17 protein-coding genes and 1 pseudogene are annotated in these 19,747 nt (G+C 72.2%); 4 read left to right on the top strand and 14 right to left on the bottom strand.

Annotated features, from left to right (window positions below; translation table 11 throughout):
* Window positions 1-66: 66 nt before the first annotated feature.
* The 3 genes from mug to KM933_RS09625 form a co-directional block, all read right to left on the bottom strand.
* Complete coding sequence (gene mug, locus KM933_RS09635; RefSeq protein WP_221350299.1) at window positions 67-621, bottom strand: G/U mismatch-specific DNA glycosylase; 555 nt, start codon at window positions 619-621, stop codon at window positions 67-69.
* Window positions 618-2,057, bottom strand: coding sequence for an adenylosuccinate lyase (gene purB, locus KM933_RS09630; protein WP_221350240.1), 1,440 nt, complete (start codon window positions 2,055-2,057; stop codon window positions 618-620). The genes mug and purB overlap by 4 nt, the downstream gene beginning before the upstream one ends.
* 260 nt (window positions 2,058-2,317) lie before the next feature.
* Window positions 2,318-2,491, bottom strand: a complete 174-nt coding sequence (locus tag KM933_RS09625; protein ID WP_221350238.1) for a hypothetical protein — start codon at window positions 2,489-2,491, stop codon at window positions 2,318-2,320.
* Between the two features lie 734 nt (window positions 2,492-3,225).
* Here KM933_RS09625 and KM933_RS09620 point away from each other — a divergent pair.
* The gene (locus KM933_RS09620) at window positions 3,226-4,689 is read left to right on the top strand and encodes a PqqD family protein (protein ID WP_260333288.1); all 1,464 of its coding nucleotides are present in this window, start codon (window positions 3,226-3,228) and stop codon (window positions 4,687-4,689) included.
* A 5-nt stretch (window positions 4,690-4,694) separates the two neighbouring features.
* Window positions 4,695-5,996: an ATP-grasp domain-containing protein gene (locus tag KM933_RS09615; RefSeq protein WP_221350236.1), complete on the top strand. Its 1,302-nt coding sequence runs from the start codon at window positions 4,695-4,697 to the stop codon at window positions 5,994-5,996.
* Here the strand turns inward: KM933_RS09615 and KM933_RS09610 are convergent.
* The 7 genes and pseudogenes from KM933_RS09610 to KM933_RS09585 form a co-directional block, all read right to left on the bottom strand.
* A complete protein-coding gene (locus KM933_RS09610; protein ID WP_221350234.1) occupies window positions 5,986-6,948 on the bottom strand; it encodes a nitrilase-related carbon-nitrogen hydrolase in 963 nt (320 codons plus the stop codon). The genes KM933_RS09615 and KM933_RS09610 overlap by 11 nt on opposite strands.
* Before the next feature lie 393 nt (window positions 6,949-7,341).
* Window positions 7,342-8,145: an SGNH/GDSL hydrolase family protein gene (locus tag KM933_RS09605; RefSeq protein WP_221350232.1), complete on the bottom strand. Its 804-nt coding sequence runs from the start codon at window positions 8,143-8,145 to the stop codon at window positions 7,342-7,344.
* A gap of 87 nt (window positions 8,146-8,232) precedes the next feature.
* Entirely contained in the window at window positions 8,233-9,246 is a 1,014-nt protein-coding gene (locus KM933_RS09600; protein ID WP_221350230.1) for a hemolysin family protein, read from the bottom strand.
* Window positions 9,243-10,682 (bottom strand): hemolysin family protein, encoded by a 1,440-nt coding sequence (locus KM933_RS09595; RefSeq protein ID WP_221350228.1) that lies wholly within the window; start codon window positions 10,680-10,682, stop codon window positions 9,243-9,245. The genes KM933_RS09600 and KM933_RS09595 overlap by 4 nt, the downstream gene beginning before the upstream one ends.
* A gap of 236 nt (window positions 10,683-10,918) precedes the next feature.
* A pseudogene (locus KM933_RS39135) lies at window positions 10,919-11,062 on the bottom strand (GNAT family N-acetyltransferase); the annotation flags it as partial.
* Window positions 11,063-11,093: 31 nt separating this feature from the next.
* Window positions 11,094-13,661 carry an FtsX-like permease family protein gene (locus KM933_RS09590; protein WP_221350226.1) on the bottom strand — a complete coding sequence of 856 codons (2,568 nt, stop codon included), beginning with the start codon at window positions 13,659-13,661 and terminating at the stop codon, window positions 11,094-11,096.
* A gap of 11 nt (window positions 13,662-13,672) precedes the next feature.
* A complete protein-coding gene (locus KM933_RS09585) occupies window positions 13,673-14,536 on the bottom strand; it encodes an ABC transporter ATP-binding protein (protein ID WP_260333287.1) in 864 nt (287 codons plus the stop codon).
* A gap of 196 nt (window positions 14,537-14,732) precedes the next feature.
* On the opposite strand from KM933_RS09585, the gene KM933_RS09580 reads away from it, so the two are divergent.
* Both KM933_RS09580 and KM933_RS09575 read left to right on the top strand, forming a co-directional pair.
* Window positions 14,733-14,960, top strand: a complete 228-nt coding sequence (locus tag KM933_RS09580; protein ID WP_221350224.1) for an antitoxin — start codon at window positions 14,733-14,735, stop codon at window positions 14,958-14,960.
* 199 nt (window positions 14,961-15,159) lie between these two features.
* On the top strand, window positions 15,160-15,498 hold the full coding sequence (locus KM933_RS09575) for a fic family toxin-antitoxin system, toxin component (RefSeq protein ID WP_221350294.1): 339 nt from the start codon (window positions 15,160-15,162) through the stop codon (window positions 15,496-15,498).
* Between the two features lie 12 nt (window positions 15,499-15,510).
* Here the strand turns inward: KM933_RS09575 and KM933_RS09570 are convergent, their stop codons facing one another.
* The 4 genes from KM933_RS09570 to bioB all read right to left on the bottom strand — a co-directional run bounded on the left by KM933_RS09570 (window position 15,511) and on the right by bioB (window position 19,677).
* On the bottom strand, window positions 15,511-16,197 hold the full coding sequence (locus KM933_RS09570; RefSeq protein ID WP_221350222.1) for a class I SAM-dependent methyltransferase: 687 nt from the start codon (window positions 16,195-16,197) through the stop codon (window positions 15,511-15,513).
* Between the two features lie 112 nt (window positions 16,198-16,309).
* Window positions 16,310-17,053, bottom strand: a complete 744-nt coding sequence (gene bioD, locus KM933_RS09565) for a dethiobiotin synthase (RefSeq protein WP_221350220.1) — start codon at window positions 17,051-17,053, stop codon at window positions 16,310-16,312.
* A 1-nt stretch (window position 17,054) separates the two neighbouring features.
* Window positions 17,055-18,266, bottom strand: a complete 1,212-nt coding sequence (locus tag KM933_RS09560; RefSeq protein WP_260333309.1) for an adenosylmethionine--8-amino-7-oxononanoate transaminase — start codon at window positions 18,264-18,266, stop codon at window positions 17,055-17,057.
* 118 nt (window positions 18,267-18,384) lie between these two features.
* Window positions 18,385-19,677, bottom strand: a complete 1,293-nt coding sequence (gene bioB, locus KM933_RS09555) for a biotin synthase BioB (protein ID WP_221350218.1) — start codon at window positions 19,675-19,677, stop codon at window positions 18,385-18,387.
* Window positions 19,678-19,747: the final 70 nt, after the last annotated feature.

The following is a 19,747-nucleotide window of genomic DNA, read 5'->3' as shown; positions in this document are numbered from 1 at the left end:
CGGCCCCCTTCGTACGGTCTGCCGCGACGTCTTCCGTACGGTCCGCCGCGGCCCCTTTCGTGCCGTCTACCGCGCCGTCTCCCGCGAGGCCTCGCGCAGCCGGCCGAACTCCTCCGCCATCGTCGCCGCCGTCCAGTGGGCGTTCAGACCGCTGGGATTGGGCAGCACCCACACGCGTGTCGAGCCGAACGTCCGCTCCTGCGGCCCGATCACGGCCTTGCGGTCGTCGAAGGCTGCCCGGTAGGCGGTCACGCCCACCACCGCGAGCCACCGTGGCCGCAGCCGTTCCACCTTGGCGGCGAGCAGCCGCCCGCCCTCCCGGTACTCGTCCGCGCTCAGTTCGTCGGCCCGGGCGCTCGCCCGCGCCACCACGTTGGTGATGCCGAGCCCGTAGGAGAGCAGCTCCTCCTGCTCCGCGGGCTTCAGCAGCCGGGGGGTGAAGCCCGACAGGTGAAGGACCGGCCAGAACCGGTTGCCGGGACGCGCGAAGTGGTGTCCGGTCGCCGCCGTCATGAGGCCGGGGTTGATGCCGCAGAACAGCACCTGGAGACCCTCCGCGACGATGTCCGGCACGATCCGGTCGCGGGCGGCCTCCAGCTCCGCGGGCGTGGGGCGGGTCAGAGGATCGCCCCCGGCGTGTAGCCCGCGGCCTCGGGGTGCCGCTTCACGATCTCCTCGACCCGGGCGACCACGGCGGCCACCTGGTCGGCAGCGGCCCCCGTGAAGGACAGCTTGTCGGCCATCAGCGCGTCGAGCTGCGCACGGTCCAGCGGGAGGCGCTCGTCCGCGGCGAGCTTGTCCAGCAGTTCGTTGCGCTCCGCGCCCTGCTCGCGCATGGCGAGGGCGGAGGCGACGGCGTTCTCCTTGATGGCCTCGTGCGCGACCTCCCGGCCGACGCCCGCGCGCACCGCGGCCATCAGGACCTTCGTCGTCGCCAGGAACGGCAGGTAGCGGTCCAGCTCGCGCGCGACGACCGCCGGGAACGCGCCGAACTCGTCGAGGACGGTGAGGAAGGTCTCCAGCAGACCGTCCAGCGCGAAGAACGCGTCCGGCAGCGCGACCCGGCGCACCACCGAGCAGGACACGTCGCCCTCGTTCCACTGGTCGCCCGCCAGCTCGCCCGTCATCGAGGCGTAACCGCGCAGGATCACCATCAGGCCGTTGACGCGCTCGCAGGAGCGGGTGTTCATCTTGTGCGGCATGGCCGAGGAGCCGACCTGGCCGGGCTTGAAGCCCTCGGTCACCAGCTCGTGCCCGGCCATCAGCCGGATCGTCCTGGCGGTGGACGAAGGGGCGGCGGCCAGCTGCACCAGCGCGGTGACGACCTCGTAGTCCAGCGAGCGGGGGTAGACCTGGCCCACCGACGTGAACGCCTGGGAGAAGCCGAGGTGCCCGGCGATCCGGCGCTCCAGGTCGGCGAGCTTCGCCGCGTCCCCGCCCAGCAGGTCCAGCATGTCCTGCGCCGTGCCCACCGGGCCCTTGATGCCGCGCAGGGGGTAACGGCCGAGCAGTTCCTCGACCCGGCCGTACGCGACGAGCAGTTCGTCGGCGGCGGTCGCGAACCGCTTGCCGAGGGTGGTCGCCTGCGCCGCCACGTTGTGCGAGCGGCCGGCCATGACCAGCTCGCCGTACTCGCCCGCGAGCCTGCCCAGGCGGGCGAGGACGGCGACCGCGCGGTCGCGCATCAGCTCCAGGGAGAGGCGGATCTGCAGCTGCTCGACGTTCTCGGTGAGGTCGCGGGACGTCATGCCCTTGTGGACGTGCTCGTGCCCGGCGAGGTCGTTGAACTCCTCGATCCGCGCCTTCACGTCGTGCCGGGTGACCTTCTCGCGCTCGGCGATCGAGGCCAGGTCGACCTGGTCGAGCACCCGCTCGTAGTCGGCGAGGGCGACGTCGGGCACCTCGATCCCGAGGTCCTTCTGGGCCCGCAGCACGGCGAGCCACAACTGACGCTCCAGCTTCACCTTCTGCTCGGGGGACCACAGGGTGGCGAGCTCGGCCGAGGCGTAGCGGCCGGCGAGGACGTTCGGGATACGGGGCTTTGCGGGCGCAGTCACGTGCACGGAGCATACCCGCTGTGTACGGGGGTCCCTGCGGGTCTCCACCGTCCAGGTGGAGGTCCTCCCGCACCGCACCGTCCCCGCCCGGCCGTCGGTCCCAGGTCCTGCTGCCGCGCCCGCGCGAGGTTGTGGAGCACATCGGGGCAGCCAGGCGGGCCGATCGCGCGACGGCGCGAACAGGTCTGGACGCCTCCGCGCGCACTGCCCATAATCAGGACATTTCAGGGCTGTACGTGGGTCACGAACCGAGCGTCCCCTCACCGCAGGAGGCAGGGCCCGATGGCGTGGAACGTGAAACTCACGGCAAGTGACAGCGACAACAAACCCCTCAGCGGCATCGGCATCGGCATCCGGGCAACGGGCGCCGAGAGCCGGCCGTTGGCGTCCACCGACGACACCGGCACCGCGACGGTGACGTCCGAGGCGGACACCGGGTGGACACCGCGTGGGCACCGGACAAAGCAACGTCCTGTACGTCTCCCCCCACCGGTTCGGCCCCGACGTCCACGAGGGCGCCGGCCGCGTCACCCTGTACGACGAGGACGTCTACGAACGGCTCATGGACGGCCAGGCTCCCGCTGGTGGGCGGACCCGTGAACCGCCGGCGCCCGCACTACGACATCACCGACGCCGCGCCTCTTCCCGCCTGCGGGACGGTCGGGCCGGTACCCCGGGTGCATGCATGACGAAAGCTCCCTCTCCACCGCCGCACCCACCCCCACCACGGCGACCCCCGCCCCGGCTTGTCCGGCGGCTGACAGGTCGGCTTCACCGGCAGGTTCTGGCACGACGGGATCGCATTTCTGATCCTGGCCCTGTCGCCGGGGGAGAGCGGTCGCCGACCGCCCCGAGCGAACCGCTCCCGCGGAGTGAGGGCCGTCAGCGGACGGAGCAGGATTGTTGACGAAGATCCAGCAAGAAGAACCCGAACGGAGCAGGCGCGGAGCGGCTCGGTCCAGGTCTTGGCCCGCGCGCCGGAGTGCCGCGCCTCGGACCACCGGAGTCGATATGCGTGTGCGGATCCGATGGGTGACACCGGTGAACCGCCGGGCCTGAGCGGCAATCTGTCGCGCGGTTCGGTACGGACGGAGAAGCGATGACTCGTTCAACGGCACATCACGCACTTTCTCGCTCTGGGACAGTCACCGGGACGCATGACCAAATCTTGCGTCAGCTGCTGTCCTTTTTTTCGGTCGAGGACCGGAAGGCCGCACGGGCGTCCGCGGACCGCTTGTACGCATGCCTGTGTGAGCAAGGGACAAAAAAAGGCGGTATCGTACTGGTCGCTTACGGTGGCGGAAAGGACAGCAGCTACACGCTGGCATTCATGCGCGCGGTCCAGCTGTTGTTCAAGGAAATGCGGGGATGGCCCTTCTCGTTGCGGTCGGCGACGAACCGGCACGCGGGAATGCCGAGAGCGGTGATGGAGAACATTCACCGTGCCTATCTCGCACTGGGCATGTACCAGGACCCGGACTGTGAGCTGTTGATGATCGACGGTAACGCGGTGCGGCCCTTCCGGGTGGACGCGCCGCAGGCGGACGCGGTGGTGGCACGCAACCGGGCGGACATCCTGATGACCGGACACCGCACCGCTGCGGACGCCCGGCCGACCTTCTGCAACGCCTGCAACCTGAGCATGGCCAACGCCTTCGGGATCGCCGCCTCCCACGGCGCGGGCGCCGATCTCATCGTCACCGGCGACTCGGCACGGGAGCAGCGTGCCTATACGGCATGGATCCATCGCCTGTCGCGTCAGGTGCCCCAGCGCGCCGAGAGGCGGAACGGGCACGGTTTCCCCGCGGTGCTGGGAGCACTCGACGACGTGGCGAAAGCCTATTTCCGCGACATCCACGGCGACGGCGAAAGGGCAACCGAGCCGGAACACGGTGTCGCCTCCCGGGTGCCCACCGGGCTGCGGTTCTTCTCCATCTACGGCGAGACCTCGTACGACGCCGGCAGCCACTGGAGTCTGCTCACCGAGCACCTGGGATTCGTCTTCGACGACCTGGCGTTCAGCTTCACCGAATCCGACTGCGCCAACCCCGCACTCATGGCGCACCTGAGAGGGCTGAAAGCCGAGCACCTCTTCGGGCGGGACTATCGCGAGGGCCTGCGGGAGTACGTCGATTTCGCCCTGCGCCTGATGGAGCAGAAGGAGTTCCCGCAGCAGTTGATCGACGTCATGGCCGACCGGTACGCCGCGCCCGGCTCGCACGAAGTGCTGCGCGAGAAGGTCAACTCCTTCGCCCGGGACGCCTACGGACTTCAGGAACGGCATCTGGTGTGCATGGTCCATGCTCCGTTCGCCGCCGGAGGGAAAGGACTGGAGCGCTGTCTGCGAAACCAGGCCCCGCATCTCCTGCCGCACCAGTCGGCCGTCCACGCGCTGCTGCGAGCCCCTGCCGCGGGTGGGGACGCGGGCGTTCCGGAAGGCGACCGGGGGCTGTGGCGGGAACTGGAGGACCTGAGCGGTCTCGCACCGGGTCAGTTGCAAACGCTCTACGCCGCCGACATGCTGCCCTCCCTGGTGCTGAGCATCCTCGCGGGCGACCCCCACAAAGGCCCCATACGCACCCGGCACTCCTCGGACGGCCCCGAGGTCACCGAGATCATCTCGGGGCGGTGACGGCGATGACCGGTATCACCGACGCGTTCGTCCAACTCGGCGCCACACGCGACGGACTCGATTCCTACCTGGAGTGCGCGAAGCGCCGTGCCATGCCCGCCGTGCTCGTGGACACCCCCGCGATGCTGAAGTGGCGTCAGCGACTGCGCCGCCATGCCTACGACGTGGAGATCCCCGTCACCGCGCCTGAGGACACCGAGCAGGTGGCGGCCGCCCTGCACGCCGCCCGGATCGCTCCCGCGCTCACACTGGCCGGCTTCGATCGTTACGTCCAGAGCGCCTTCCGCCTGGCCGCGCGGGAGCGCATCCCCCCGTGGCCGCACTGCGGCACCGGCTTCACCGCACCGGACAAGGCAGCGCAGCGAATGGCGCTGGCTGTGCACGCCCCCGCCGTGCCGCAGCCCGGATACGCGCGCGTACAGGTGTACCCGGACCGTCACGAGCCGGCCGCCGCGGCCACGACCGGCAACCGCCGTGTCCGTGCCCCGGTCCTTGAGGCGCTGACCTTTCCCCAGGTGGTCAAGCCGGTCGACGGGGCCGGAGGGATCGGCGTCTTCCTGGTGCGCGACGTGTCGCAACGTGAACACGCGCTCCGTGCCGTCTCCGCCACCTGCAACTACGGAGGCGCTGCCTTCGCCGGAGTGCTGGTGGAAGAGTGTGTAAAGGGCACCGAGTACTCGCTGCAGTGCCTGGCCTGGGAGGGCACGGCGCGGGTGCTGTCCGTCTGCGAGAAGATCGTGCTCCTGGACGGCGCCGGTGCTCTCCGGGGCTTCAGGGAAGCCGGCCATATCGCCCTGCCCGGTACCAGCGCGCCACAGGCCCTGCACGAGCTGGCGCAGTCGTGCCTGGACGCGAGCGGTTACCGGGAAGGGCCCTTTCACGTGGATCTCATCCACAACGTGAAGGGGCCGCACTTTCTGGAGATGGGATTCAGGCTCTCCGGATTCGGCCTGGTCACCCTGGTCGAGCGGGCCACCGGGATCCAGTGGGCGGAAGCCGCCTTCGCCGCCCACCTGGAGCGCCGGGCACCGCAGCAGGAGGCGAACGGCACGCGACGCGTCGCCGGGCAGTTCGTCGCCACGGATCCCCGGCAGCTGGCACGGGCGCACGAGTTGGCCGCCCGCCGTCCCGGTGTCCTCGTGCGCCCGAGCCCCGCTGCCCCGAGCGAGGACGGGTTCTCGGCGCACGAGCTGGAGTCCTTGGCCTCGGACCGCCAGCGCCACGCCACGATCCTGGGCAGGGTGACGCTGGAGGGAGACAGCAAGGACGAGGTGCGGGCGCTGCTGCGTCACTGCGTCACTGTGTGACGGGAGGGCGGGAAGGCTGATCACCGGGGCCGCCCAGGACGACACCCTCCTTCGGCCGTTCGTCGACGTGCAGCGAGAAGATGTCCGGTCGCGCGTAGTGGCCGGTCACGTCGAGGTCGAAACGCGCCCGGGGAAGTTCACCGAGATCCAGCTCGGCGGTGAGGATCCCTTCCCCGTCGCGCAACGGTCCGGCGAGCACCTCGCCGAGAGGGGAGACGATGACGCTGCCCCCGCCGATGAGCACCGTGTCCGGATCGTCCCCCTGGACCGGATGCGTGTCCGCGGGCAGGTCGCGGCGCAGCAGGTACTGACTGGCGCTCAGAACGAAGCACCGGCCCTCCAGCGCCACGTGACGCATCGTCGACTGCCAGGTGTCCCGGTCGTCGACCGTGGGGGCACACCACACGTCCACCCCCTTCGCGTACATGGCCGTACGGAAGAGCGGCATGTAGTTCTCCCAGCAGATCGCGGACCCCAGCCGCGCCCGGCCGGTGTCGACGGTCGCGAGCGAAGCCCCGTCACCGAACCCCCAGATGGAACGCTCGGCGCCCGTCGGCATCAGCTTGCGGTGCTTGGCCAGCAGCCCTCCCGGACCGAAGAACAGGGCGACACAGTGCAGCGTACGGCCGCTGCGTTCCACGGCCCCCACCACCACGTGGCAGCCCAGGTCCCGGGTCAGCGCCGCGAGGGCGTCCGTCTCGGGCCCGGGGACGTCGACGGCCGAGCTCCAGTAACGGCGGAACTCCTCCCGTCCCGGATCGGAGCGCCGGCCCACGGTGACCCCGAAGTCCAGCCCCTTGGGGTAACCGCCCAGGAACGCCTCCGGCAGCACGATCACCTCGGCTCCCTGCCGTGCCGCGTCGCTGATCAGGGCGAGAGCTTTCTGCAGCGCCTGTGATGTCTCGAAGAGCCGGGAGCCCGCCTGGACGACAGCCACCTTGAGATGATCCATGCCGGGAACCCTATGAGATCACCGTCTGCGCCACCAAGCAGCGGGAGCAGCAGCACCCCTTCGACGGGAATCCCCCATGACCACGACTCGGACGGCTAGACTCGGCTGATCGGTTGTCCGCACCACGGGCTCCATGAACTCACGCCGAGCCGCCTACGTGCCGGGGTGTCTTCGTAGCCGGTGGATGCGGCGAGTTCGGCTCCTGCCGCGCTGCAGCGGGCGGTGGCGCCGGACCAGTCGTAGGCGCCCCGGGCCAGGGATCGCATGCTGTCGGCCCATGCGTGTGCGGCCGAGCCCTGTCTCGTTCGAGCGGGTCGTGGGACCGCTCGCTCCGGCCGCCTCGGCCCGGCCCCGCCTCGGCCCGGCCGCTCCGCCTGGGCCGCCCCGCTCCGGCTACTCCGTCGCGCCTTTGTACGAACCCTTGTACTCCTCGTACGGCAGCAGCTGCGGGCGCTTGGGCAGGCGGCCGTCGCCCGACGAGCGGCCGGTCAGCCGGCGGCCGATCCACGGCAGGAGGTGCCGGCGGGCGAAGCGCACGTCGGCGGTCCGGCGGGCCACCCACCGGGGCGGGGCGGAGGGCGGGATCGGGGTGTGCCACTCGGCGTCCTCCGCCGCGTGTCCGAGCGCCTGCCAGACCGCCTCGGCGACCCGGCGGTGCCCCTCGGCGGTCAGGTGCAGCCGGTCCACGTCCCACATGCGCGGATCGCCCAGCGACCGCGCTCCGTAGAGGTCGACCACGAGGGCGCCGTGGCGGGCCGCCAGGTCGTCGATGCAGGCGAACAGTTCCTCCATGCGAGGGCGGAACCGCTCCAGGACCGGGCCCTGGCGGCCGGGGCTGCGCATCAGGACGAGCTGCTTGCACGCCGGTGCCAGGCGCTCGACGGCCTCCTCCAGGAGGTCCCGGACGCGCACCATGTCGCACTTGGGCCGAAGCGTGTCGTTGAGGCCGCCGACCAGCGTGATCACATCGGGGCCCATCGCCGCCGCGACATCCACCTGCTCGGCGACGATCTGTCCGATGAGCTTGCCGCGCACCGCCAGATTGGCGTAGCGGAAGCCGGGCGTCTGCGCGGCCATCCGGGCCGCGAGGAGATCCGCCCAGCCCCGGTACGTGCCGTCGGGCAGGAGGTCCGACATGCCCTCGGTGAAGGAGTCGCCGACCGCGACAAGGCTGGTGTAGGTGGCATTCGTCTGCATGGCGGAGGAAATGATAGCGCGTGCACATACCCACCGGTCTGCCGCTCCGCGGAGCGGACGCGGTGACCGGTGGGGGCACGGGCCGTGTCACACCGGCTGGCCGAACAGCTCCCTCAGGACGTCCTCCATCGTCACCAGCCCGGCCAGCCGCCCGTCCGCGCCGAGCACCGCCGCCAGGTGCGTACGGCTGCGCCGCATCGCGGTCATGACGTCGTCGAGCGGTGTGCTCTCCCGGATGCGGGCGATGGACCGCATGTCGCGCACCTGGAACGGCAGGTCGCGCGGCATCGCGTCCAGGGCGTCCTTGACGTGCAGGTAGCCGACGATGCGCAGCCCGTCGTCCACGACCGGGAAGCGGGAGAAGCCGGATTCGGCGGACAGGGCCTCCAGCTGCTCGGGGGTGACGCCCACGCGCGCGTGGACCACGCTCTCCAGCGGCAGCACCACGTCCCGCACGGGGCGGCGGCCCAGTTCCAGGGCGTCGTGCAGACGCTCCTGGGCGCGGTCGTCGATGAGCCCCGCCTCGCTGGAGTCCTTCACGAACTGGGCCAGCTCCGTGTCGGAGAAGGTCGCGGACACCTCGTCCCGTGCCTCGACACGCAGCAGCTTCAGCAGCCCGTTGGCGAACGCGTTGACCGTGAAGATCACCGGCCGCAGCGCCCGCGACAGGGCGACCAGCGGCGGTCCGAGCAGCAGGGCCGTCCGCACCGGCTCGGCGAGGGCGACGTTCTTCGGCACCATCTCGCCGAACAGCATGTGCAGATACGTGGCCGCGGTGAGCGCGATCACGAACGAGATCGCGTGCCCCGTGCCGGACGGCATCCCCGCCGCGTGGAACGCCGGCTCCAGCAGATGCGCGATCGCGGGTTCGGCGACCACACCGAGGACCAGGGTGCACAGCGTGATACCGAGCTGCGCGGCCGCCATCAGCGCGGACACGTGCTCCAGCCCCCACAGCACACCGCGCGCCCGCCGGTCGCCCTCCTCGGCGTACGGTTCGATCTGGCTGCGTCGTACGGAGATCAGCGCGAACTCGGCCGCCACGAAGAAGGCGTTCACGACCAGCGTCGCCAGGCCGATCAGCAGTTGTACGGCGATCATCGCTTCCGCCCTCCCTCGGCTCCGGCGTCTTCCTTCGCTTCTTCTTCCTGTTCCTTCTGTTCCTTCTGTTTTCTCTCTTCTTTCTGTTTTCTCTCTTCTTTCTCTTCGGGTCCGGTCTCTTCGGTTTCCCCGGGGGGCGGCGGATGCATGAGCACCCGTGCGGCCCGGCGGCCCGTCGCGTCCACCACGTCCAGCCGCCACCCGGCGACCTCGACCGTGTCCGCCTCGGCGGGAATGCGCCCGAGCTCCGTCGCGATGAGACCCGCCAGCGTCTCGTACGGCCCGTCGGGCGCGCGCAGCCCGACCCCGGCGAGCCGGTCGATGCGCAGGGAGCCGTCGGCCGAGTACAGCGTGCGGCCCTCCTCGTCCCGGCCGGCCGGGGCCAGATCGGGCGTCTCGTGCGGGTCGTGCTCGTCGCGCACCTCGCCGACGACCTCCTCGACGATGTCCTCCAGGGTGGCGACCCCGGCGGTGCCGCCGTACTCGTCGATGACGACGGCCATCGTGCGCTTGCCGGACAGCCGGTCCAGCAGCCGGTCCACGGTCAGCGTCTCCGGTACGAGCAGGGGCTCGCGCATCACCTGCGACACGGCCGTACGGGCCCTGCGGTCGGCCGGTACGCCGATGACGTCCTTGATGTGCGCGACCCCGACCACCGAGTCGAGGGTGCCGCGGTGGACGGGGAAGCGGGAGAGACCGGTCGCCCGGGTCGCGTTCGCCACGTCCTCGCAGGTCGCCTGGACGTCGAGGGAGATGACCTGGACCCGCGGCGTCATGACGTTCTCCGCGGTGAGGTCGGCGAGGTTCAGCGTGCGCACGAACAGCTCGGCGGTGTCCGGTTCCAGGGCGCCCAGTTTCGCGGAGTGCCGGGCCAGCGCGACCAGTTCCTGCGGTCCGCGCGCGGAGGCCAGCTCCTCGGCCGGCTCGACGCCGAAGCGGCGTACGACCCGGTTGGCGGTGTTGTTGAGATGGGAGATGAACGGACGGAACACCGCGCTGAACCAGCGCTGCGGCGTCGCCACCCGCTTGGCCACGGCGAGCGGCGAGGAGATCGCCCAGTTCTTGGGCACCAGCTCGCCGACGACCATCAGGAAGACCGTCGACAGGGCCGTACCGATCACCAGGGCGACCGACGAGGTCGCCGAGCGCGGCAGCCCGGTCGCTTCGAGGGGACCGGAGATGAGCGCGGCGACGGACGGCTCGGCGAGCATGCCGACGACCAGGTTGGTCACGGTGATGCCGAGCTGGGCGCCGGAGAGCTGGAAGGTGAGATTCCGTACGGCCTTGAGGGCGCCGGCCGCGCCGACCTCGCCGCGTTCGGCAGCCCGTTCCAGCTGGTTGCGCTCGACCGTGGTCAGCGAGAACTCGGCCGCGACGAAGGCGCCGCAGGCAAGCGAGAGCAGCACCGCCAGGGCCAGGAGGAGCACTTCGGTCATCGGGTCACCTCCGTCCCATGATCGGACAGGTACGGGAGAAGCGCGCGGTGTCGGCGCGGCGGGGCGCCGGGCCGGAGGCTGTCGGGGGGCTCGCCCATGGTCGGACGCTCACACCTTTCCTGGGGAACGGGAACGGGAACGGGAACGGGGGCGGGGGCGGGGGCGGGGGGACAGGGGACGGGGGTCATCTGGTCCTTCGGATCAGGAGACCGGGGCGGGCCCGGCTGCGGTCGGTCGACCAGCGGCTTGACCCGACGCCGCCGGTGCTCTTCCGGCGCGTACCCCGCCGCGCGCCAGGCATGGTGCGCGGTTTCGTCGTGTTGCGGCACCATCGCGTCGGCGCGGCGCCCGCCGAGCCGTACGAACCGCTCCCGCGCCGCACCCGTTCCCGTACGGGCGCAGCCGGTCGGTTCACTCGTGGGCGATCGCGGCCAGCACGTTCATGCGGGACGCGCGCAGCGCCGGGAGCAGTGCCGCCACGATGCCCACGAGCGCCGATCCCACGACGACCGCGACGAGAGTGGTCCACGGGATCGCGAACGCCGTCATCCCCTGGAGGGCGAGGACCTGCTGCACGCACACGCCCCACACGAGCCCCAGCACCAGCCCGAGGACCGCGCCGAACACGGCGATCACCACCGACTCCAGCCGGATCATCCGGCGCAGCTGGCGCCGCGCGAGCCCGATCGCGCGCAGCAGCCCGATCTCCCGGGTGCGCTCCACGACCGACAGGGCCAGCGTGTTGACGACACCGAGCACCGCGATGACGATCGCGAGCCCCAGCAGGGCGTACACCAGGTACAGCAGCACGGCGATCTGGTCGTGGACCAGCTTCTTGTAGTCGGCCAGGTCGCGCACCTGCACCTGGGGGTACGGGTCGAGCGCCTCGTCCAGGTTCGAGCGCAGGGCGGCGTCGGAGGAGCCCGGGGCCGCGTTCACGTACAGCGCGGAGTCCTGGCCGTCCGGCACGTACTTCGCGACGGTCGCGAAGCCGAGGAAGAGCCCGCCCTGCGTCCCGAAGCCCTCCGCGGTGTCCTGGTCGGTCAGCGCCGCCACCTTCAGCCCGGCCTTCCGCCCGCCGGGGAACTCGACGGGAACCGTGGTGCCGACCCGTACGCCGTGGTCCGCGGCGAAATCCGCGTCCATGGCGATGTTCCCGTCCGCCAGCGCGGCGGCCGAGTCCCCCTCGGCGTAGGTGACGCGGGCCACGTCGTCCAGCCGCGGGTCGTAGCCCGCCGCGGTCGTCTCGACGCGGTCGCCGTCCGGCAGCCGGACGGCGACCGGCGCGAACCGCTGCCGGACGACGAGTCCCGCGCCGTCCGTGGCCTCCACCTTCTCGGTGATCTCCTGCGGGAACGGCATGAAGTTGGCGTTCTGCACCACGAAGTCGGCACCCAGCGTCCTGTCGATCTGCTGGTCGAAGGACGCGGTCATGGACGCGCTCGCCACGGACATCCCGCCCACCAGGGCGAGCCCCACCATCAGGGCGGCCGCCGTGGCACCCGTGCGGCGCGGGTTGCGCAGGGCGTTGCGCTGGCTCATCCGGCCGACCGGCCCGAACAGGGCGGGGAAGACCCCGCCGAGGACCCGGATCACCGGGCGGACCAGCAGCGGTCCCGCGATCACCGTCGCGACGAGGGTGAGGACGACACCGAGGCCCAGCAGGGAGGCGGCGGACGAGGTCCGCGTCGCGGTCGCGCAGCCCACGAGCGCGGCGACGCCCACTGCGCCGACGACCGACCCCACGACGGCGCGGGTCCGCAACGGCCGCCCCACACCGGCGATCTCGGCGTCCGCCAGCGCGGCCATCGGCGACACCGCGGCGGCGCGGCGGGCCGGCAGGTACGCCGCGACGAAGGTGACGCCCACCCCGACGACGTACGCCGCGACGGGCGTCCCCCATCCGACGACCATCTCGGTGGAGTCCAGGTTCATGCCGAGGACGCCCATGAGCTCGATCAGCCCGATCGCCAGCCCTATCCCTGTGGCCAGGCCGAACGTCGAACCGACCAGGCCCAGCAGGGTCGCCTCGATGAGCACGGACCGGCGCACCTGCCGCCGGTCGGCGCCGATCGCGCGCATCAGGCCCAGTTCGCGCGTGCGCTGGGCGATCAGCATGGAGAAGGTGTTGACGATGAGGAAGACCCCGACGAGCACCGCGATGCCCGCGAAGCCCAGCATCACGTACTTGATCACGTCGAGGAACCCGCCGAGCTGGGACGCGGCCGTCTCGGCCTGTTCGTCCGCCGTCTCCAGCTCGTAGGCGCCGGAGCCGATCCCGTCGGCGATGCGCCGCTTGAGCTGCGCGTCGCTCACCCCTCGCGCGGCGTCCACCTCGACGCTGGTGGCGACCCCGGTCCGGCCCAGCAGCTGCTGCGCCGCGACGGCCGGGTCGAGGAAGACGAGCGCGGCGCCCGGGTTGGTGGTCCTGAAGGTCGCTATGCCGACGACCTCCACCCGGAACGAACCGGGCTGCGCGATCACGGTCAGCGGGTCGCCGACGGCCACGTCCTTCTTGTCGGCCGTGTCCGCGTCGAGGAGTACCTCGCCGGGACCGCGCGGGGCGTGTCCCGAGGTCAGCCGCACGGGGCTGCGGCCGGTGGGGTACCAGTCCGCGGCGATGGTGGGCGCGCCCGTGGTCGGCCCCACCGACTCGTTGTCGCGGTCGACCACGGTGACGTTCTCGACGGACACGTCCGGACGGACGAGGGCGGCCCCGTCGATCCCCGCGATGCGGTCCACGAGGCTCGTGGGCACCGTCGCCACGGCCCCGGAGGGGAGTTGCGACTCCAGATCCTCCTTCGGGCTCACGGTCACGTCGGCCGAGGTGGACGCGAAGAGCCGGTCGAACGTACGGCCGACGGTGTCCGAGAAGATCAGACTGCCCGCGACGAACGCCACGGACAGGACGACGGCCAGCGCCGAGAGCAGCAGCCGGCCCTTGTGGGCGAGGAAACTCCGGAGTGTCGCCTTCAGCACAGCGGCCTGCCTCAGTCCCGGTCGGGGGCGATGCCCTGGTCGAGGACGCCTTTCCGGTCGGGGGCGCCCGTGCCGTCGAGGGCGGTGCCGTCCTCGAACGTCCCGCGGATCGTGTCGAACCTCTTCATCCGCTCCAGCACCGCGTCGGCGGTGGGCCGGGCCATCTCGTCCACGATCCGCCCGTCCCCGAGGAAGAGGACCAGGTCGGCGTGGGCCGCCGCGCCCGGATCGTGGGTGACCATGACCACGGTCTGTCTGAGCTCGTCGACGGCGTCCCGCAGGAAGCCGAGGACCTCCAGGCCGGCCCGCGAGTCCAGGTTGCCGGTCGGCTCGTCCGCGAAGATCAGCTCGGGGCGCGAGGCGAGCGCCCGCGCGCAGGCCACCCGCTGCTGCTGCCCGCCGGACAACTGCGCGGGCCGGTGCTTGAGGCGGTCGTGCAGGCCGAGCTGGTCGATGACCCGGTCCAGCCACTCCTCGTCGGGCTTCTTGCCCGCGATGTCCATGGGCAGGGTGATGTTCTCCGCCGCGTTCAGGGTCGGGATCAGGTTGAACGACTGGAACATGAAACCGATCCGGTCCCGCCGCAACCGGGTCAGCTCGCGCTCCCTCAGCCCGGTGATCTCGGTGTCACCCAGCCACACCTGTCCGGCCGAGACGCTGTCGAGCCCCGCCAGACAGTGCATCAGGGTGGACTTCCCGGAGCCCGAGGGGCCCATGACGGCCGTGAAGCGGCCGCGCGCGATGTCCACGTCGACCGAGTCGAGGGCGAGCACGGCCGTCTCGCCCGACCCGTACGCCTTCGTCAGACCCCGGGCGCGGGCCGCTGTCTCCCCGGCCCCCATGTGCCCGAGGGCGTGCTCCGCTGCTGTGGACAAGGCCGCCTCCTAGGTCGGACTCCGGTGTCCGCGGGTGAGCCTAGTGTGATCCGGGGCACACCCGGTATCCCTCCGAAGTGCCGGGTGCCCTCCGTCGCAGGTCGGTGATGACAGGGCCCATGTAAGGGGCACCCTTAAGGGCCCGGGCGCCGGGGCCTCCTTGTCACCGCTAGCGTTTCGGCGCTAGCTTCGAAGCATGGCGAAGACCCAGCTGAACGTGCGCGTGGACGAGGGCACCGCCCGGGCCGCGCGCGAACGCGCCCTGGCGCGCGGGATGAGCGTCAACCGCTACATCGAGGAACTGGTCCGGCAGGACACCGGGGAGGCCGGCCACACCTTCGTCGAGGCCGCCGCCGACTTCATGAAGCAGTACGAGTCCGTCTTCGCCGAGGAGTTCGGCACGGACCGGGAAGGTCGTCGCTGAGCCCTTGAACGGACCGCAGGACAACGAGCCCCCGGACGACGAGCCCTCGGACGGCGGATCACCGGACGACGGACCCCGGAACGCCGGGTCACCGGACGACGGACCCCGGGACGGCGAGCCCCCGGACGGCGAGCCCCCGGACGACGGGCCCCGGGACGGCGGATCGGGGAACATCAGGATCGACCTCGCCTGGCTTCTCATGGTCGCGGAGCAGAAGACCCCCGGAGACCCCCAGGTCACCGACTGGGGCGCCCTCGTCGCCGCCGTCGCCCGGCACGACGCCGAGATCTTCGCCGTCCCCGTCTACGACACGCCGCACACCCGTGCCGCCGCACTGCTCCAGCTCCTGCTGCACATCCCGGCGCTCGAACGCTCGAACGCGATGTTCGCCACGGCCGTCGCGTACGCCTACCTCGTCGCCGGCGGCCTGAAGGTCGTCACCTCGCCCGAGCAGGTCCGCGATCTGGCGAGGCTGGTCAAGACGGGCGGGGCGACGGTGCACGAGATCGCGCGCGAGCTGCGCCGGTGGACCCGGTGAGGGTGCCGGGGCTCAGGAGGCGGGCGGACGCCGGGCGGTGCCCAGCACGCAGTACGAACTCGGTGTCCGCGGACCCCTGTCGGGCACCGACAGCCGCCGGTGGGGACCCAGTTCGTATCCCGCGTCCCGGATCGCGCCGACCGGGTCCCGGCCCACGTGGCAGCCGCCGAACAGCAGCGGCCACACCGTGCGGTCCAGGGCGGTCTGGCCGGCCCGCATCGCACGGCCGCCGCCCCGGCCGTGCTCGAAGAAGCGCAGTTCACCGCCCGGTCGCAGGACGCGGCGGATCTCGCCGAGGGCCCGCGGCACGTCCCGCACACTGCACAGCACCAGCGACACGACGGCGCCGTCGAACGCCTCGCTCTTCACCGGCAGCGCCTCCGCGACCCCCGGCACCACGTCGACCGGCACCTCGGAGCGCCGGGCCGCGGTCACGGCCAGCTGCCGCAGCCGTCGCTCGGGCTCGATCGCGACGACCTCCGAGACCGTGCCCGGGTAGTGGGCGAAGTTGAGCCCGTTGCCCGCGCCGATCTCGATGACCCGGCCGGAGAGCCCGGCGAGCAGTTCGTCGCGGTGGACGCCGATGGCCGGCTCCGCCGCGACGCTGAGCCGGGCGTAGAAGCGGGCGAACAGCGGATGGTGCACCGGCGCCGGGGACAACGCGCCGGTCCTGGCGCTCTTCGAGCCGAGCGGTCGCATGATGCCTCCCCCTGGGGCGTGGGCCCACCCCGATTGTCCCCCCGGAGGGGCGGCCTCACCCCTTCCCCGTCGGTGCGGGCGCGGAGGGACGCGCCGATTTCCCCCGCCTCCCTCAGGGACGCGGCCCCCGGACAGGACGCGGGGCGATGTGCGCGGCGGTGAAGGTGCGCGCGTCCCAGGTGCCGCCGAGCCCCGGCGCGAGCCAACCGGCCGCCCGTGCCCGGAAGTCGGGGACCTCCAGCCGGCCGGACCCCTCGGGCAGCGCGCCCAGCAGGGGCGCCTCCGCCACCGCCGGGAGGTCCGCGAGGTTGCAGCGCGCCGCCAGATCGGGGGTGTGCGGCCAGCTGCCCACGACGACACCCAGCAGGTCCAGGCGCCGCAGCCGCAGTTCGCGGGCGGTCAGCTCCGTCGTGTTGAGCGTGCCGAGTCCGGCGGAGGCGACCACCAGCACCGGAGCGTCCAGCAGCCGGGCCGCGTCCGCGAGCGTGCCGCCCTCGTCGGCGAACCGTACGAGCAGCCCGCCCGCGCCCTCCACGAGCACCAGGTCGTGCCCGGCGGCCAGCTTCTCCGCGGCCCGCGCCACCTGCTCGGGCCGCACCGGCGCGAGACCGGCACGCCGGGCCGCCGTGGCCGGCGCCAGCGGCTCCGGATAGCGGGCGAGTTCGACCGCCGTGACCGCGCCCGAGAGCCGGGCCGCCTCGTCGGCGTCCCCGCGCTCCCCGGACCGCAGGCCCGTCTGCGCGGGCTTGAGCACGGCCACCGACCGCCCCGCCGCGACCGCCGCCGCGGCCACGGCGGCGGTCGTGAGGGTCTTGCCGACCTCCGTGCCCGTCCCCGTGATCACCAGTACCGGCATGTCATCCCTCCCGCGCCGCCGCGCACACGGCCGCCGTGATCCGGGCCAGGTCGTCGTCCCCGGTGACGTACGGCGGCATCGTGTACACGAGGTCCCGGAACGGCCTCAGCCACACGCCCTCGCGCACCGCCGCCCGGGTCGCCGCCGCCATGTCGACGCCGTGGTCCAGCTGCACCACCCCGATGGCACCGAGGACGCGCACGTCCCGGACCCCCGGCAGCCCGGCCGCCGGTGCCAGACCGCTCCGCAGACCCGTTTCGAGGCGTTCGACCTCCGCCCGCCAGTCCTGGCCGAGGAGCAGGTCGATCGAGGCGCAGGCCACGGCGGCGGCGAGCGGGTTGCCCATGAAGGTCGGGCCGTGGGCGAGGACCGGCACCTCGCCCCGCGAGATGCCGTCCGCGACCCGCGCGGTGCACAGCGTCGCCGCCATCGTCAGATACCCGCCGGTCAGCGCCTTGCCCACGCACATCACATCCGGTGTCACCCCCGCGTGCTCCGCCGCGAACAGCGTCCCGGTCCGCCCGAAACCCGTCGCGATCTCGTCGAACACGAGCAGCACGTCGTGGGCGTCGCACGCCTCCCGCAGCACCCGCAGGTACGCGGGGGAGTGGAACCGCATCCCGCCCGCGCCCTGCACCACCGGCTCCACGATCACCGCGGCCAGTTCGTCCGCGTGCCGTTCGACCAGCGAGCGCAGCCGGTCGGCGTACGCCTCCTCGTACGCGGCCGGGGGCGGGTCGGCGAACACCTGGCGCCGGAGCACGCCCTGCCACAGTCCGTGCATCCCGCCCTCGGGGTCGCACACCGACATCGGCTGCCAGGTGTCGCCGTGGTAGCCGCCGCGCCAGGTCAGCAGGCGCTGCTTGCCCGGACGGCCGAGCGAACGCCAGTGCTGGAGGCACATCTTGACGGCGACCTCGACGGACACGGACCCGGAGTCGGCCAGGAAGACGTGTTCGAGGCCCTCGGGCGAGATGTCGACGAGACGCTTCGCCAGCCGTACGGCGGGCTCATGGGTGAGCCCGCCGAACATCACGTGGCTCATCCGCCCGAGCTGGTCGCGGACCGCCTCGTCGAGGACCGGGTGGCGGTAGCCGTGGATCGCCGACCACCAGGACGACATGCCGTCGATCAGCTCGTCGCCCCCGCCGGCCGGCCGCAGCCGCACCCCGCTCGCCGACTCCACGACGAGCGGTTCCTGCCGGCCGGGCATCGGGCCGTACGGATGCCAGACGTGCCGCCGGTCGAGTTCGAGCAGCTCGCGCACGGAGGCGTCGGCCGCGGAGACCGCGGAGGGGCCGGAAGACCCCGAGGGAGCGGGCGGGAGCAGGTCAGGCATTGGGCGCGAGGTCCGTCCCGGCGCCCCGGCGGCGTACCGCGACCAGGTCCGTACGCACCCCGGCGGCCCGCGTCGCGCCGGGTACGGGCTCTCCGGGATCCTGCTCCCCGGCGGCCCGCCCCCCGGGGACCCGCCCCCCGGCGACCGGGGCGCAGGGTCCGCAGGCGCCGCCCCCGTGCGGCCCGCACCCCGCGTCCGCGGGCGAGCCGCTTCCTGCGTCGTCCGCGTGCGAGCCGCCGCCGGTCCCCGTGCGCGCGCCGCACGCTCCGGGCGAGGCGGTGGCCCGGTGCTCCGGGAGCGTCGCCTCGCCCGCGTTCTCCACCTCGAACCCGGCGTCCGCGATCATGTCCAGGTCGGCCCGGCCCGCCTGCCCCTCGCTGGTGAGGTAGTCGCCGAGGAAGATCGAGTTCGCGAGGTGCAGGGCGAGGGGCTGCAGCGTACGCAGGTGGACCTCGCGGCCGCCCGCGATCCGCACCTCGACGTCCGGGCAGACGAACCGGACCATCGCGAGGATGCGCAGACAGCGCTGCGGGGTGAGGTTCCACTCCTTGGCCAGTGGGGTGCCCTCGAACGGGATCAGGAAGTTGACCGGCACGGAGTCCGGGTCGAGCGCCCGCAGCGCGTACACGACGTCGACGAGGTCCTCGTCGCTCTCGCCCATGCCCGCGATCAGACCGGAGCAGGCGGACAGGCCGGCGGCGTGCGCCCGGCGGACCGTGTCCACCCGGTCGGCGTACGTGTGGGTGGTGGTGATGGCCCCGTACGTCTCCTCGGACGTGTTGAGGTTGTGGTTGTAGGCGTCCGCCCCCGCCTCGCGCAGCCGCTCGGCCTGGCCGTCCGAGAGGAGCCCGAGGCAGGCGCACACCTCGACGTCCTCGTGCCGGTCCTTGATCGCCCTGATGGTGTCCGAGACCCGGTCGACGTCGCGGTCGGTGGGACCGCGGCCGCTCGCCACCAGGCAGACCCGCTTGGCGCCGCCCGCGAGCCCCGCGGCCGCGGCCGCGGACGCCTGGTCGGGCTTCAGCCACGTGTACTTGAGGATCCCGGCCGTCGAGCCGAGCCGCTGCGAGCAGTAGGAGCAGTCCTCGGGACACAGGCCCGACTTCAGGTTGACGAGGTAGTTGAGCTTCACCCGCCGGCCGAACCACTGCCGCCGCACCCTGCCGGCCGCGGCCACCACATCGAGGAGTTCGTCGTCGGAGGTGGCCAGTACGGCCAGTGCCTCCTCGCGGGTCGGCAGCTCGCGCCGAAGTCCTTTGTCCACCAGCGTGTTCAGCAGGTCCATGAGGTTCGATCCTGGCCCATCCGACCGCACCCGGCCAAGGAGGAACCGGACAACAGAGCCGGCTCAACGT

Source organism: Streptomyces beigongshangae, from assembly GCF_019710745.1.
Taxonomy (GTDB): Bacteria; Actinomycetota; Actinomycetes; order Streptomycetales; family Streptomycetaceae; genus Streptomyces; species Streptomyces beigongshangae.
The sequence above is the reverse complement of the archived record's forward strand: the minus strand, read 5'-3'. Positions and strand labels throughout refer to the sequence as shown.